11 protein-coding genes and 2 tRNA genes are annotated in these 15,480 nt (G+C 58.8%); 4 read left to right on the top strand and 9 right to left on the bottom strand.

The window, feature by feature from the left end:
- Nucleotides 1-24: 24 nt before the first annotated feature.
- The 3 genes from mshC to G538_RS0112820 all read right to left on the bottom strand — a co-directional run bounded on the left by mshC (nt 25) and on the right by G538_RS0112820 (nt 2,579).
- The gene (mshC, locus tag G538_RS0112830; protein WP_029069611.1) at nt 25-1,296 is read right to left on the bottom strand and encodes a cysteine--1-D-myo-inosityl 2-amino-2-deoxy-alpha-D-glucopyranoside ligase; all 1,272 of its coding nucleotides are present in this window, start codon (nt 1,294-1,296) and stop codon (nt 25-27) included.
- Nucleotides 1,293-2,162: an undecaprenyl-diphosphatase UppP gene (gene uppP, locus G538_RS0112825; protein ID WP_029069610.1), complete on the bottom strand. Its 870-nt coding sequence runs from the start codon at nt 2,160-2,162 to the stop codon at nt 1,293-1,295. The genes mshC and uppP overlap by 4 nt, the downstream gene beginning before the upstream one ends.
- A gap of 72 nt (nt 2,163-2,234) precedes the next feature.
- A complete protein-coding gene (locus G538_RS0112820; protein WP_342664653.1) occupies nt 2,235-2,579 on the bottom strand; it encodes a primosomal protein in 345 nt (114 codons plus the stop codon).
- A 100-nt stretch (nt 2,580-2,679) separates the two neighbouring features.
- Between G538_RS0112820 and G538_RS16855 the strand changes: the two genes are divergently transcribed.
- Nucleotides 2,680-2,952 (top strand): DUF5703 family protein, encoded by a 273-nt coding sequence (locus G538_RS16855; protein ID WP_157544500.1) that lies wholly within the window; start codon nt 2,680-2,682, stop codon nt 2,950-2,952.
- On the opposite strand, the gene G538_RS0112810 is transcribed toward G538_RS16855, so the two are convergent.
- Nucleotides 2,918-4,237: a M20/M25/M40 family metallo-hydrolase gene (locus tag G538_RS0112810; RefSeq protein WP_029069608.1), complete on the bottom strand. Its 1,320-nt coding sequence runs from the start codon at nt 4,235-4,237 to the stop codon at nt 2,918-2,920. The two genes, G538_RS16855 and G538_RS0112810, sit on opposite strands and share 35 nt — an antisense overlap.
- An 88-nt stretch (nt 4,238-4,325) precedes the next feature.
- Nucleotides 4,326-6,407 carry a M3 family metallopeptidase gene (locus G538_RS0112805; RefSeq protein ID WP_029069607.1) on the bottom strand — a complete coding sequence of 694 codons (2,082 nt, stop codon included), beginning with the start codon at nt 6,405-6,407 and terminating at the stop codon, nt 4,326-4,328.
- 182 nt (nt 6,408-6,589) lie between these two features.
- On the opposite strand from G538_RS0112805, the gene G538_RS0112795 reads away from it, so the two are divergent.
- From G538_RS0112795 to G538_RS0112785, 3 genes are all read left to right on the top strand, one after another.
- Nucleotides 6,590-6,674: transfer RNA gene (locus G538_RS0112795), tRNA-Leu, on the top strand.
- A 52-nt stretch (nt 6,675-6,726) separates the two neighbouring features.
- Nucleotides 6,727-6,811 (top strand) — tRNA-Leu (locus tag G538_RS0112790).
- 255 nt (nt 6,812-7,066) lie between these two features.
- Nucleotides 7,067-8,425, top strand: coding sequence for an ROK family protein (locus G538_RS0112785; protein WP_029069606.1), 1,359 nt, complete (start codon nt 7,067-7,069; stop codon nt 8,423-8,425).
- Here the strand turns inward: G538_RS0112785 and G538_RS0112780 are convergent.
- The 4 genes from G538_RS0112780 to G538_RS16845 are packed head-to-tail and all read right to left on the bottom strand — an operon-like array spanning nt 8,385 to nt 15,466.
- A complete protein-coding gene (locus tag G538_RS0112780; protein WP_029069605.1) occupies nt 8,385-9,203 on the bottom strand; it encodes a serine hydrolase domain-containing protein in 819 nt (272 codons plus the stop codon). The two genes, G538_RS0112785 and G538_RS0112780, sit on opposite strands and share 41 nt — an antisense overlap.
- A 50-nt stretch (nt 9,204-9,253) precedes the next feature.
- Entirely contained in the window at nt 9,254-10,483 is a 1,230-nt protein-coding gene (locus tag G538_RS16850; protein WP_051197179.1) for a dihydrodipicolinate synthase family protein, read from the bottom strand.
- A 32-nt stretch (nt 10,484-10,515) separates the two neighbouring features.
- Nucleotides 10,516-13,767 carry an error-prone DNA polymerase gene (locus G538_RS0112770; protein ID WP_029069604.1) on the bottom strand — a complete coding sequence of 1,084 codons (3,252 nt, stop codon included), beginning with the start codon at nt 13,765-13,767 and terminating at the stop codon, nt 10,516-10,518.
- Nucleotides 13,760-15,466, bottom strand: coding sequence for a DNA polymerase Y family protein (locus G538_RS16845; RefSeq protein ID WP_051197177.1), 1,707 nt, complete (start codon nt 15,464-15,466; stop codon nt 13,760-13,762). The genes G538_RS0112770 and G538_RS16845 overlap by 8 nt, the downstream gene beginning before the upstream one ends.
- Nucleotides 15,467-15,480 lie beyond the last annotated feature (14 nt).

Here is a 15,480-nt window from a genome sequence, read left to right as displayed (position 1 = left end):
GGGGGCGCCCCACCACTATGACCACTAGAGGCGAACCCCTAAGAGTGCGTTAACGGCGCGAGAAAGAACCCCTGGTGCGCCTTCTTCGCTTTCATCGCCAGCCAGGGAACGATCCGCCCACGCATCCACAGCAGCAAGCGCTCTCGGTGCGTCAAGGTCATTGGCAAGAGCTGCCCGGATCTCAGTCAGAGTCTCTTCAACTGGCGGCCCACCATTGGCAGAAAGCGACCGCACCCATCGTTGATGACGAGCAATTGCCTCATCAAGAACATCAGTGGTCCACTCCCACCCTGTGCGGTAGTGGTGCGCCAAGATTGCCAAACGAATAGCCATCGGGTCCACGCCGTCTTGGCGCAGTTGAGACACAAAAACCAAGTTTCCTTTGGATTTGCTCATTTTCTCACCCTGGTAAGCGACAAGACCAGCATGAACATGGATAGCTGCCCCGGAGTCGTCTCCGAAAAGTGAGCGGGCATGTGCACTAGACATCTCGTGATGCGGGAAGATCAGGTCCTCTCCCCCACCTTGAACGGTGCAGGACCGCCCAATACCGCAGTGAGCGATCGTGGTGCATTCGATGTGCCACCCCGGGCGCCCGTAGCCTAGCGTTCCCCCATCCCAACCAGGTTCACCGGCCCGTTGAGCGCGCCAAATGATGGGGTCCACAGGGTGACGTTTCCCAGCCCGTTCAGGATCGCCGCCACGCTCAGCAAACAACTCCAGTTGGGTGGTCTCGTCGTAGCCCGAAACACTACCGAAAGCTGGGTCTGCGGTGACATCAGCGTAGATATCGACTGCGCCAGAGTGGACCGGGTGCTCTGATGCTGGAACAGGAACCGCGTAGGCACGCCCCTCATCAACGAGGTGCTGCGCCGCGGAGATCACCATGGGAATTGATTCCACCGCTGACAAGTATGTTGCAGGAGGGATCACCCCTAACGCGGTCATATCATCGAAATAGAGTTGGATTTGGCTGAGCGCTAACTCTTCCCAAGGAACACCTGTTGCAGTGGCACGTTTTAACAGTGGATCGTCAACATCGGTGACGTTCGACGTAAACGTGACGCGCTGTCCTGCGTCAAGCCATGCTCGGTGAAGCAGATCAAAAGCAACATAGGTCGCTGCATGACCAATATGCGTTGCATCGTAGGGGGTTATCCCACAAACATACATTGACGACTCATCACGCCCCGGCACGATGGAGTCAACTAAGGATTGCGTTGAGGTGTCAAAAAGCCTGACTTGGTCAAGCGCACCAGGGATTTCTGGTATTTGCGGGGCAGGCCATGCGATCACGAGAATTCTCCAAGGGGTTGAAGCACACCAGCTAGCAGCAACACAACAACTGCAGCTGCCAGCACAAGACGGTAAATAACGAATGGTTTATAGGAGAACGTTGACACAATACGCAAGAACGCAATGATCACTAAATAGCCTACAAAGAAGGACACCAGTGTCGCGACCAGTGTCGCACCGAAGCCCGGCGCTCCAGCAACTGGCTCAGCACCCACAGCTTTAAAGAGTTTATAGAAACCAGATCCGACAACAGCAGGGATAGCTAAGAGGAATGAGTAGCGGGCTGCCGCCTCACGGGTGTAGCCCATCAACAGACCTGCGGTAATAGTCCCCCCAGAACGAGAGACTCCCGGAATCAGCGCCATCGCCTGGGCGAGCCCAAAGAACAACGCGTGACGTGGTGTGAGTTCTTTGACCGTACGCTCGTGTTTACCGTACTTGTCTGCGATCCCCAAAAAAATACCGAACACAGCAAGCATCAACGCAGTGAGGTAGAGATTCCTAAAAGTTGAATCAATGAAGTCTTCAAGAAGCAGCCCCAAAACAACGATGGGGATCGATCCCAACCCGATGTACCAGCCCATCGCAGCGTCATGATCGTGGGCTCCCATACGGGAGCGCCAATCTGTACCGTTGTCACCGCGAAGACTCTGCCACCACTTCACGCAGATGTTCTTGATGTCGCGGCGAAAATACAAAAGCACTGCTGCTTCGGTCCCAATTTGGGTGATCGCTGTGAAGGCGGCCCCGGGGTCTGATTCTCCAATGAGTTCCCCGAAAATTCGGAGGTGAGCGGAAGACGAGACGGGGAGGAATTCGGTAAGGGCTTGAACCAACCCCATGAAGACCGCTTCGAAGAAATTCACGAACGCTACCTTACCGCGAAGTCGAAGAGGCATGAAAAAAGCCCCACGACGTGGGGCTTTGATTCACAAACTCTACTCATCTTCCTCATCAAAGTCGACGTCTTCGTCGTCCTCATCATCTTCGTCGAAGTCGTCGTCCTCATCAACAGTAGAGAACGGAAGGAGTTCGCCGTAGCTCACAGCGAGAGCTTCGTCGTACATATCAAAAGCATCTTCAAGGACATCGTATGCGTCGTCAACAAGCTGGTCGTTGCTACCACGACGGGCAGCGACAGCTTCATAATGGGTTTCCAATGCGGCGACGAAACGATCAAGTGCTGCGCGCGGATCTACGGTCATGCCCATAACGTTATCGCTGTTAACAGGGAAATGCACTTGTTTGGTCAGTGTGATCTTCACGAGGTTGTGCGCGTTCATGCAGCCAGCTCCGATGCAGTGGCGTATTTTTATCTCTACCTCACCTCAGCAACATCAAACAGTCCGCCGGGGTGAGCATGATCGTCACTGCTTTGGAGGAATGATGACCCGCTATGACTCCCCCCTTCGCACCCCACAAACTCGCTCACTACGCGGGCGGCAACGCACCGAAACAGTGTTTGAGTACCGCACCGTTGTGGTGGGACCACAAGAACCAGTGGGAGCTGTGCGCGCCTATCTCGTTTCTGAAGCTGAGCAAAACCGGTGGGAACTAGCGAAAACGATCCTGTACCAAGGTGGTGCACGCAAATTTTGGCTCCGCCGAAAAGTGGTACCTGTTAGCAGTCTTGTAGCAGGTGGGTCAGTACGTTAACTCCAAACGTCAACGCACTGATGGGGACACGCTCGTCAACGCCATGGAACATCGCAGGGAAATCGAGTTCTTCTGGTAATTGCAACGGAGCGAACCCGTACCCCATGATGCCTAAGTCTGCGAGGGATTTGTTGTCTGTCCCCCCAGACAGCATGTAGGGCAGCACCGTGGCGTCCGGGTCAAAGTGTTTGATTGATGCTGTCATGGAGTCCACCAGGTTGCCGGTCAGCGGCGATTCTACGGCACGGGAAAGAAGCATAGGGTCAATACTGACGTTTGGCCCAGCGAGTTCCTTGAGGATTCTCATTCCTTCTTCTTCGAACCCAGGCAAGAACCTTGCGTCAACAACACCGGTGGCAGTGCGCGGAATAACATTGGCTTTGTAGCCGGCAGTGAGCTGAGTGGGGTTAGCTGTGTTGTGCACGGTGGGTTTGACGAAACGTGCTGTTGACCCCAGGGAGTCAAGGAGTGCATCAATAGCGAGCGGGTCATGCGGGTCATAAGGCAGCCCGGTGAGTTCTGACACCCCTGTGAGTAGCGCATGCAAGGTGGGAGTGATGTGATACTCCCAAGGGTGCTGCCCGATGCGTGCGAGCGCTGCCGACAGGTGCGTCACGGCGTTGTCTGTGATGGTTTGGGATCCGTGCCCGGCGGTGCCGTGAGCGATGAGTTGCAGCCAGCCAAGGGACTTCTCAGCGGTTTGCAAGAGGTAGGCGCGTTGTCCGTTGATGTAGGTAGAGTATCCGCCTACTTCAGAGATCGCTTCGCTGGCGCCTTCAAAAAGTTCTGGTTTGTTCTGCACGGTCCAGTGAGCACCATATTCTCCGCCTGCTTCTTCGTCGGCGAAGAACGCGAAGATCAGATCCCGTGGTGGCACGATTCCTTGACGCTTGATGTCGCACAGGACAGCGAGCATCATCGCGACCATGTCTTTCATGTCGACCGCGCCGCGTCCCCAGAGCATGTCATCAATAATTTCTCCACCGAATGGGTCAACGCTCCATTCGTCGGCTTGTGCGGGCACAACGTCAAGGTGCCCGTGAACAACCAGGGCGGGGCGTGTTGGATCTGAACCGCTGATCCGGGTCACAACGTTTGCGCGCCCTGGGGAAGATTCGAAAATTTCGGCATCCAGCCCCACCTGGCCGAGGAGTTCCATTACGTATTCTGCTGCTTGACGTTCACCGCGCGATTGGTTGTGGCCAAAGTTCGACGTGTCAATCCGCAGGAGATCACGGCAGATGGTCACGACGTCACGGAGTGCTTGGGGGCTGGCTGACTTCATGTCAGGTATTCTCTCACGTCACAGCCGGGCGCACCCCGGTGAGGAGTGTGCCCGGCTGTAGGGTGTTGCTGCTTGTCTTACCGTGGTGTTATTGAGCGGCTTCAAGTCCGCGGCGGGTGAGCAGCGGTTGGATGTGGGCGTCACGCCCACGGAATGTGCGGTAGGTCTCTAGGCAGTCTTGGGACCCTCCTGGTGCGAGCAATGTCGCCCGGAAGTGGTCGCCCGCTTGCCGGGACAACCCACCATTGTGAGAGAACCATTCAACGGTGTCAGCATCTAACACTTCTGACCAAATGTAGGAGTAGTAGCCAGCACTGTACCCCCCACCGAAGACGTGGTTGTAGTACGTGGAGCGGTAGCGCGGTGGTACCAGTGGTTCTGCGATACCGTGCGCTGTTAGTGCCTCTTTCTCAAAGGCTTCAACCTGCTCGGGGTCGGAGGGCACGTCACGTGGGTCCAATTGGTGCCATGCCTGGTCAAGGATCGCGGCAGCGAGGTACTCAGTGGTGGCGAACCCTTCATTAAATTGGCGAGTGGCCAATAACGTATCAATCCACTGGGTGGGCATCGGCTCGCCGGTTGCGTGGTGGCGCGCGTAGTGGCGCAGAATTTCTGGTTCCCAGGCCCACATTTCATTAACTTGGGAGGGGAATTCGACGAAGTCGCGTGGCACCTCGGTACCCGAGTAGGACGGGTAGTGGGTGTTTGCGAACAGCCCGTGCAAGGCATGACCAAACTCGTGGAAGAGGGTGATGACTTCATCCCAAGCGAGCAGAGTTGGTTGACCGGCGGGTGGCTTGGGGATGTTGAGGTTGTTGACCACCACGGGGCGCTGCCCAGTGAGGTGGGATTGGTCCACAAGATTGTTCATCCAGGCGCCGCCCCGTTTCGACTCACGGGTGTACCAGTCTGCGAGGAAGAGTCCAAGTTCGCTGCCATCGGCGTCGAATACCTCAAAGACAGCGACATCGGGGTGGTAGCCCGTGAGATCAGGGCGGTCGGTAAAAGTGATGCCATACAGTTCGGTTGCTGCCCGAAACACCCCGTCGCGGACAACACGATCAAGTTCAAGGTAGGGGCGCAGCACTGAATCGTCGAGGTCGTAGTCGCGTGCCCGGACTTTCTCCGCGTAGTACGCCCAATCCCACGGTTCCAGTACTGCCTGTGGGTCGTTGAGGTCCTCCCGCAAGGCTTGGGCGAGGACTTGCGCCTCAGCATGTGCGTTCCGCACCGCTGAAGGGGCCAAAGAGTTGAGCATCTCCATGACCGCTGGTGTGGTGCGCGCGGTGGCGTCTTCGGCGATGTACGCAGCATGGTGCTCAAAGCCCAAGAGTTGCGCTGCTTGAGCACGCAACGTTGCCAATTCCACAATGATGGTGCGTGTGTCATGCTCTCCAGCGAGACCGCGTGTCACTGATGCGTGGAAGAGTTTTTCTCGCACGTCACGGCGGGACAATTGGGCAAGCGAAGCTTGCTGGCTGGGCAGTTGCAACTCAATGAGGTAGCCCGTGTCATGGCCGCGTTGGGTAGCGGCGGAGCGCGCAGCGTCAATCGCATCTGGGGCTAAACCTGCCAGGTCAGCTGCGTCTTGCACAAACAGAGCGCCGTCGTTGGCACCAGCAAGAAGTTTGCGCCCAAAAGCTGATTCAAGGGCCGTGATCTTTTCGTTCAGTCCGCGCAGTGTGGCTTTGTCGTCATCACTGAGGGTAATTCCTGACCGCACAAAATCCTTCAGAACTTCCTGCAATGCGTAGCGCACCTCAGCGGACACGCTGTCGTCTGCCTGGATGTTCTGTTCGAGATCAGTGAACCGCTGGTACAGCGCGGTGTTCATGTAAATCTCGTCGTGGTGACGCGCCAACTCAGGAGCGAGGCGTTCGTCAATGTCTTCTAAGGTGGGACGAGCATCAGAGGACAATGTGTTGTAGAACACTGTTAGCGCACGTGATAGCACTTGTCCGCTCAGCTCGAAGGCATCCAAGGTGTTCTGCACGGTTGCTGGTTCACTGTTGGTGGCGATTGCGTCAATCTCTGCGAGCTCTTGTGCCATTCCCGCACGGATAGCTGGCTCGTAGTGCTCGTCAGCGATCTGGGTGAAGTCTGGCAGTGAGTAAGGCAGCGTTGAGGGCAGGGCGAACGGATTGCTCGGGTCAAGGTGTTCAATGGTCATTGTTCCATTGTGGGTCATATCCCTGCAGTTCCTCACCCTGAATAAGCTCATGTGTGACATGCGGCTGAACATTCACGCCCTGTTGGCCAGTGTTTCCTACAGCACACTCAATGGATTCACAGTTGTCGTGTTTTTCGTGTTAGATTTTTAACCGCGCTGCGATCAGTGATTGCAGGTCACCTGTCCGGGTGGCGGAATGGTAGACGCGCTAGCTTGAGGTGCTAGTGCCCGTATTAGGGCGTGGGGGTTCAAGTCCCCCTCCGGACACAAGATGATCACAGGCATCGGAAACACTACCTGGGAAAAGCAACAAACACCCGTCCGGGTGGCGGAATGGTAGACGCGCTAGCTTGAGGTGCTAGTGCCCGTATTAGGGCGTGGGGGTTCAAGTCCCCCTCCGGACACCGCAGTACACGACGAAGGCCGGATCTCCACAAGGAGATCCGGCCTTCGTCGTATGCGCTCGTCAGCGCTCTTTACCCACCTCACTGCTTACCTGTATGAACCACTATCACAAGCAGCCCGGTACGGGTTAGCACGTTTCTTCCCCGTAACGCTTTGACCTCGTTTCGTCGCGACTACTGCATAAGAAGACCTTCGTCCTTTACGCTGTGGGTGGCGTGCACCTGTGTGTCCCCGGAACGAACGGTTAATCAACGATGATCGATACTGCTTATTCACGGCCCTCACGGTGGGACTCTGCACTATCCCTCTTACGGTACCTACGCACCCATGAGGCCGAGACCACCCGCACCGACATCATGTCCGAACTTGGCCTGTCATCATCAACAATGACTGACATCTGTGCCCGCTTGCGGGACTTGGCAATGATCACTGAAGAGTCCATCCATAGCCCACGGCGCGGCCGCCCCTCGCTCATGGTGCGACCACACCCCCACGGTCCAGTAGTTGGGGTCATTGACGTCAGCCACACCCACTGGCGCTTCGCATTAGCCCAGGTTGACGGAACAACACACATCCAACAGGTTGAGCACATCCCCGACCGTCGAAGCGATTTCATACAGCGCCTCATCGATACCTTGCATCACACTGGGGAGCGTTATGGGGATCGCTTAATTTCCGTTGTTGTATCAGTGCGATCCACCGTCAGCGCCAACTACCGGGCCCACCCTGTTTTTCTTGGGTGGGAAGACCTCGATTTCTCAGCCCTCGCTGACCACATGCCACACATCAAGATCAGGGTTGAAAACAACGCATCGTTGTCGGCACTAGCCGAATGCCATCATGTACGCGGCGCTGGCTATGGCGGAGCCGGTGTCCTACTGATCGAACTCACAACATCGCTTGGCGGCGCTTTTGTCAGTCGTGGAACAGTCCTTGACGGAGCAACTGGGTCAGGCAGCGAATTTGGGCACATGCCTTTCGGGCGTCCTGGAGCAGCGTGCCGCTGCGGTGCAGTGTCATGCTGGGCAACAGTGGCAGATGGTTACGCCTTAGCTCGCCTCTTAGGCGATGACGACCCTACAGACCCAGAATCATACATTCATGACGTGTTCGATGAGTGCCTGACTGACCCCGGCAAACTTCACAGCCTCGTGCATGACCACGATGCCCACGTCACCGCATTCACCGCCCCAGCAGGGCACTACGCACCACGCGAGGGAACATATGCCTCTGCGAGTGGGCAACGCCAAGGGTTGGGAGATGCCGTGCAAAGCATCGCACGCGGGCTAGGTCAAGGAGTCGCGGGTTTAGCCAATGCATTGGCCCCCGATGTCATAGTCCTCGGTGGGCAGGCCATCACAGCACGACGCATTGCCTCAACAACATTCCATGACACGCTAACCACTGGCCTTATGCAAATACGCCGTGAGAGCCCTCCACGGATTGTTAACGCGCAGTTTGGCGCTGAAGGCTACCTACGTGGTGGAGCACTGCTCGCCTTTGACGATGCACTCACTCCCCGCCTGATGGATCGGTGGTGTCACCGTTACGAGCAGTCGCGCCAACCTGCGTTTACTGCTCGGGGCGTGCCTCACGGATCACGGCATCACTGAACTGAGGCCACACATCAGCTGCCCACGCTCCAAAATCACGATCTGTCAACGCAACACAAGCAAGGTGACGTTCAGGGTCAACCCACAAGAATGTGCCCGATTGACCAAAATGGCCAAACGTTCGTGGCGAGTTCAATGCACCTGTCCAGTGCGGAGATTTCCCATTTTTGATTTCAAAACCGAGCCCCCAATCATTGGGGGTTTGACGCCCAAAACCAGGGAGCAAACCTGCGATACCTGGGAACTGTGTTGTTGTTGCCGCTCGTAGAGTCTCCTGGTGAACTAACTGCGGTTTCATCAATTCACGGGCAAACACGGCAAGATCTTGTGCCGTCGATACCCCTCCCGCAGCCGGTGAACCCGATAAGTCTGTCGCGGTCATCGCTAGTGGCTCCAAGACGGCTTGCTGAGCGTACTCGGCAAAGGCAATTCCGCTGTGTTCAGTTAATGTCTGCGCTAACACCTCGAACCCTGTGTTGGAGTACATACGACGCTCCCCCACTGAGCCGCGCGTGTTGTGGGTATCAAATTCGTACCCTGCAGCATGCGCCAAAAGGTGACGCACTGTTGATCCTGGCGGGCCAGCAGGCATAGTCAGCTCTAGGGCGCCTTCTTCCAACGCGACCAAAGAGGTGTACGCAGTCAGTAGTTTCGTTACTGATGCCAACGGAAACCGGTGATCTTGTGGGCCGTGAGACGTGGAGATTTCGCCGTGGTCGACAACAGCAGTAGCAGCTGTTGTCACGGGCCACGTTGAGATGAGTTGCACAGCAGACATAGCGTCTCCTCTATCAGATCAGTTCAGTGATTCACACACCGCTGCAGCAACTATGGGCGCGCGCGACGTGGAACGTATTCGTTGCCTTGGTCATCGGATTGTGGTTGTGCTGCGCGTTGCGAGGATCGGGTCGGGTTCCCTTGGGTCGGTGCACTACGTTGGCGTTGCGCTGGTGGTTGCTCGACAGCTTGGTGCTGTTCGCGCCCGCGGAGGCGACCCGCGGTTGAGTTTGTCGATGCAGTTGATGGCGCAGAAGGAGCGTCCCGGCGCCCGCCTGCAGGACTATTAACCCCACCGGCTCGACGGCCTGGTGTTGCGGCCACCGCTTCATGCTCCGCAGTTTGCGCTTGTATAAGTAACGACTGGTGGGTGCGTTCCAGTGAACGCAACGCCAAACGGAGTAGGCCCTGGGCGGCATCAGGCATCGGACCCAAGGGGGCAGGGAGCGAGCCTAAATCAATGCCGCGTTCCTGGGCAATCGTGTGCACTGCACGGATCCCGCCGTATTGACCAAAGATCACTGTGAGCGGGGTTAATGCGCGCTGCAAGTTTGAGGCGTATTCCTTGGCAGCTTCATCGGTGCGACCGGCTAATGCTGCGTTGGCGATCTCTGTGGCGATCTCGGGCATGATGCCCGCGAGCGCGCTGTGCCAGGTGTCTGCTCCGGCGAGGAGGATGTTGGCGCCTTTGTCTTCTCCGGAGAACCCGAAGTCGAGGGTGAGGCTGGTGGAGTGGTTTTTGATGGTGTTGATGCGGTGTGTGATGTCGCTGGGGTTTGCGGCGCGGTCTTTGAATCCGTGGATGTTGGGTAGTGCTGAGAGGTCAGCGAGTTCGAGGGCGCTGAAGCTGTGTTGTGTGGTTTTGGGGTTGTTGTAGATCCAGACCGGGATGGGGGTGATGGCGGTGACTGCGCGGTAGAGGTTGTGTATCTCGGTGGGCAGTAGGGGGTGGTAGCTCATGGGTTGCAGGAGGACGGCGTTGGCCCCTGCGTGGTAGGCGTCTTCGAGGTTCGCGAGGACTTCTGCGGTGTTGATAGCGCCGATTCCGGCGAGTAGTGGCAGATGATGGCTGGCGGTGATGTCTGCGACGGTTTGGATCGTTTTTTTGCGCATGGCGCGGGGCATGTAGGGCGCCCCGCCGACGGAGCCGAGTACTGCGATGGAGTTCGCGCCGTGGCGGATGGCGCGCTCAGTGAGGCGTTCAAGGACGTCGGTGTTGAGGCGTCCGTTGTCGTTGCGTGGGGTGGGTAGGTAGGCCACCACGGGTCCAAGCACTGGCATCTGTCCAGACTGTTGTTCGTCTTGTGCGGGGTTTAGCGGAAGTCTCGTGAGTGGCTTGCCACGCCGAGGGTGAGTGGCGTGACGTGCTCGGCTACGAGGTTTGTTGCCCCATCTGCGTGCTCCACTCTACCGCGAACGATGATGGCTTGGGCAGTGCGTAGGGTGCGGCGGTGGCGGTTCCAGATGGGCACGGGGCAGATGACGTTGATGATTCCGGTTTCGTCTTCGAGGGAAAGGAAGGTGATTCCTGCCGCTGTTGGGGGGCGTTGGCGGTGGGTGATGATGCCTGCTGCGGTGATGCGGCGTTCGGGTTCGTGGGTGTTGACCTGGTGGGCGGTGAGGATGTTGTTGGCGGTGAGGTGGGGGCGGATGAGTTGGGTTGGGTAAGTGTGGGGTGTGATGCGTGTGGTGCGTTGGTCGGCTTGGGCTTGTTCGAGGTCGGTCATGTTGGGGAGGTCAGGGGCGTGGTGTGGGGTGAGCCCTGGGAGGGTGTCGGGAGTTTCGTGGGTGACTATTCCTGCTGACCAGATGCCTTGTCGTGGTGTTATTCCTAGGGTGTGGAGGGCGCCTGCTGCGGCGAGTGCTTCGAGTGTGGGGGTGGTGAGTTTGGTGCGGCGGGCGAGGTCTGCGAGGTCGGTGAATGGCGCTTTGGTGCGTTCGGTGATGATGGTGGTGGCGTCGTGGGTGGTGAGGGCTGTGATGTCGGTGAGGCCGAGGTGGATGTCGTAGTGGGTGGGGACGGGTACGGCTGCCGTCTCGATGGGTGTGGGGGTTTTGTGGGGGTTTTGTTGTGGTGGGTGGGTGGGGACGGGTGTGGCGGTGAGGTGGGAGGTGGCGATGCATGGGCGGTGGATGGTGAGGCCGTGGCGCCGGGCGTCGTTCATGAGTGATTGGGGGCTGTAGAACCCCATGGGTTGTGCTGCGAGGAGGGCTGAGTAGAACGCGGCGGGGTGGTGTCGTTTGAGGTAGGCGCTGGCGTAAACGAGGTGGGCGAAGGAGAAGGCGTGGGATTCGGGGAAGCCGAAGTCGGCGAATGCTTTGAGTTTTTTGTAGATCTGGTCGCTGACGTGTGGTGGTATGCCGCGTTGGGCCATGCCGTCAAGGAGGCGGGTGCGCAGCGCTTCCATGCGTTCGGTGGAACGTTTTGAGCCCATGGCGCGGCGGAGTTGGTCGGATTCTGCAGGGGTGAAGCCGGCGGCGTCGATGGCGATGTGCATGAGTTGTTCTTGGAACAGTGGTACGCCGAGGGTTTTTTTCAAGGCTTTTTCGAGGAGTGGGTGGGGGTAGGTGACGGCTTCACGGCCGCGTCGGCGTCTGATGTAGGGGTGGACTGATCCTCCTTGGATGGGGCCGGGGCGGATCAGTGCTACTTCGATGACGATGTCGTAGAAGCATTCTGGGCGTAGCCGGGGAAGGGTGCCGATTTGGGCTCGTGATTCAACTTGGAACACTCCGACGGTGTCAGCCGCTTGAAGGATCTGGTAGACCCCGGGGTCTTCGATGGGCAGGGTGTGCAGGGTGAGGTTTATGCCTTCGAGGTCATGTACGTGGTCAAAGGCGATGCGTAGGGCGGTGAGCATCCCTAATCCGAGGAGGTCGAATTTCACGAGTCCAGCGTCGGCGCAGTCTTCTTTGTCCCATTGCACAACGGTGCGTCCCGGCATGCGTCCCCATTCCACGGGGCAGACGTGGGTGACAGGGCGGTCACACAGCACCATCCCGCCGGAGTGGATGCCCAGGTGGCGTGGGAGGTTGTGCAGGGTGTTGGCGATCTGCGATACGTCGGTGGGGATGTCTGTGCGGGAGTCTTGGGGCGCAGGTGGCGTTGGTTGCAGTGTGTCTGGGGGTGGAGTGGGGCGTGGGTAGCGGTCTATTCCTTTGCTCCACGCGTTGATGCGGCCGATGTCGTATCCCAGGATGCGTGCGGCGTCGCGCACTGCGGAGCGGGAACGGTAGGTGATGACGTTGGCGACTTGTGCGGCGTGGTGGCGTCCATAACGTGAGTAGACGTATTGGATGACTTCTTCGCGGCGGCCTGATTCGATGTCGATGTCGATGTCGGGTGGGCCGTCTCGTTCTGGTGCGAGAAAGCGTTCAAAGAGGAGTTGGTGGCGTACCGCGTCGACGGCGGTAATACCTAGTGCGTAGCACACCGCGGAGTTGGCTGCTGATCCACGTCCTTGCGCCAGGATGCGGTTGTCGGTACAGAACCGCATGATGTCGTCCACGATGAGGAAGTATCCGGGGAATCCTAGGGACACGATGATGTCTAGTTCGTGGTGGATTTGGCGCCATGCGGTGGGGTTGTCGTGGGCGGAGCCATACACCCGGCTGGCTCCCTGCATGGTGAGGTGGCGCAGCCAGGTGGCTTCGCTGTGCCCTTCTGGTACGGGGTAGGGCGGCAAGTTGGGGGCCACAAGGTTGAGGTTGAAGGTGAGGTCGGCGGCGAGTTCAGCGGCAGCGGAGACGATGTGTGGGCGGGTGCGGTGTAGGTGCGCCATGTCGCGGGCAGAGCGTAGGTGTGCGCTGGGAAATGCTGCCCGCCACGGGTCAAGGTCGGCGAGCGGAACTCCTGCCCGGATTGCCGCTAGTGCCTCTGCGCGGCGGTGTTGATCGGCGGTGGCATAGTGTGCGCTGGTGCTGGCGATGAGTGGTAGTCCCGCTGTGGTGGCGATGTCAGCGAGCGCGTCGTGGAGGGCATCTTCCCCTGGTATGCCCCGCCAGATAAGGTCCAGCGCAACGTTGCTGGCACCAAATCGATCCCTGAGTTCGTGTGCTGCCCTGATGGCGCCTTGCCTGTCGCCTTGGCTGGCAGCCCGAACGATGGGGCTTTTGCGGCAACCAGCTAAGACCATCCACTGGTTGTTGGCCTGTTCGCTGAGACCGTCGTAGGTGTAGTGGGGTGTCCCTTTGTGCCCGCCAGCAAGGTGGCCAAGGGCAAGGGCGTGGCTGAGGTTTTGGTAGCCGGCGGGGCCCCGCGCGAGGAGCACTAGGTGTTCACCGTTGGGGTCACGGTGTTGGGTGGCTGATTCTCCGGGGCGCTGCTGGGTGGACACGGTGACTTCTGCACCAAAGATGGTGGGCATCCCGATGTCTCGGGCGGCATTGGCTAGTTGTACTGCACCGTAGAGACCATTGTGATCGGTCAGTGCGAGAGCTTCTAACCCTAAGTTGTGGGCTTGCGCCACGAGGTCTGCTGGGGTGGCAGCCCCGTCCAGGAAACTGTAGGTGGAATGGGCGTGTAGTTCCGCGTAGCGTCCCTGCGCTGCGGGGCGTTTAGTCATAGGTTCCCTCCCAGTGCCAGGCATCTGCGCGGTGCACCAGAAGAACAGGCGGGTGGGTGTCAAACATCAGCTGTAGGTACGTGAGTGTTGAGTCGGTGGGTGCCGGGCGAGTCCACCACGAGGTGGTTATGGTCCACGGCCCAGCCCAGTTGGTCACCGTGTGCGTTGCGGTATTGAGGGCATCGACGTCGGCTCCCCCGATGAGGGAGGTCAGCGCAGGAAGCCGGGTGGGAGTCCACATGTAGGGCGGGCTCTCTAAAGTTCCGCGAGCGCTGAGGGCGACTGGAAGGCCAGCTGGGTCGCTCAACGTGGTGGGAGTAGGTGGAAAGAGTGTCGCTGGGCTGGGGGTTGGTAGTTGTCCTGGCCAGGGGTGGTGTTCTTGGGTTGTTGCTACCTGCTGGTGGGAGGAGGCGTTTTTCTTGTGGTGTTGCGTGCTGTGAGAGGGGCGTTGGTCCCACGGGATGTGGCGTATGCGGTCGGTGGGAGTTCGCCCCCCTGTGATATCGACGGCGAGAACATTGTCTGGGCCGATCAGTGCGCTGAGGCGTTGCACCAGGTGGTGTAGAGCTTGTTGGGTGTTGTGTTGTCCGCCCCAGAGGTCTTCTTGGTGGGTGGTTGCAGGAATGAGATCGGTTGCGGCGAGGTCAAGGCGGACTAGGGGCGCAGGGGTGTTGTGGTGGGGGTTGAGGGCGGAGTGGGTGAGCCAGCCTTCTAGTTGCCACCGTACGCGTTGGGTAATGGCTCGGGCGGGCATCGCGCCAAGGAGTGCGGTATCAGCACGCCAGGTGCGGGTGTGTGTCCCGTTGTCGGTGTGTGCGGTGATGGTGAGGTGGTGGGCTGCTGCCCCACGGTGGGTGAGTTCAGTGTGGAGTTGTTCGGCAAGGATTTTGGCGTGGAACGCTGCGGTGTCGATGCGTTCAATGGGGTGCTCTGGTGTGTGGGTGATGGTGATGTCTGGCTCGGTGCGCACTGTAGGTGGGGGGATGTCATCGCGTCCTGTTGCGAGGTGATGCACCCACGCACCTAACACACCAAAGCGGGTGCGAACGTCACTGTGACGCAGGGCGGCGAGGTCTGCGTACGTGTGGATTCCTAGGGTGGACCACATGGTCAGGAGGTTGTTGAGTGCACTGGTGTGGCTCGGGTCGTTCAGGGCGTAACGCACCGTTGTCAGTGGTTGGGCGCGGAGAAAGGGGGTGGTTTGTTCTGCGGTCAGGGTGGTGTGGGTACGTGCTGCCAGGATCGCGGGTAGTGTGCCGTTGGCGATCCCCACGTAGAGTGCCACCCCGGTGGCGTCCGTGACTCCTTCGCTCAGAGTAGTGACGAGTTGCGTTTCCCCACCGTGGTAGCGTGCGGGACCCGCGGCGGGGGCGAGAAGGAGTCCTGGGCGAACCACGGTGATGTGTGTGATGTGTTCTTCGACAGCTTGTGCGACGTGTTCAAATTCTCGGGCAAGAAGGTCATCGCTGGGGCTGTCAAGCACGGTGAGGTGTGGCATGAGTTCTAGGGCGTGACGGGGTGCCATGGTGGTGGTTATTCCGGCACGCCTGGCGAACGCTGAGGCGCACGTGATGGTTTGTCCCCGGGTGGTGATGGCCGGGGTGTGTAGTGGGTGACCTGATCGGGCTAACGCAATGGTCACGGGCCAGTCCGGGACCCACAGGGCCAGTGTGCGTGGGGGGTGGGGTGGGGGTGTCATGGTGTGTTGGTGGG

This window comes from Jonesia quinghaiensis DSM 15701, from assembly GCF_000423205.1.
Lineage (GTDB): Bacteria > Actinomycetota > Actinomycetes > Actinomycetales > Cellulomonadaceae > Jonesia > Jonesia quinghaiensis.
This window is presented reverse-complemented; position numbering and strand designations above follow the sequence as displayed.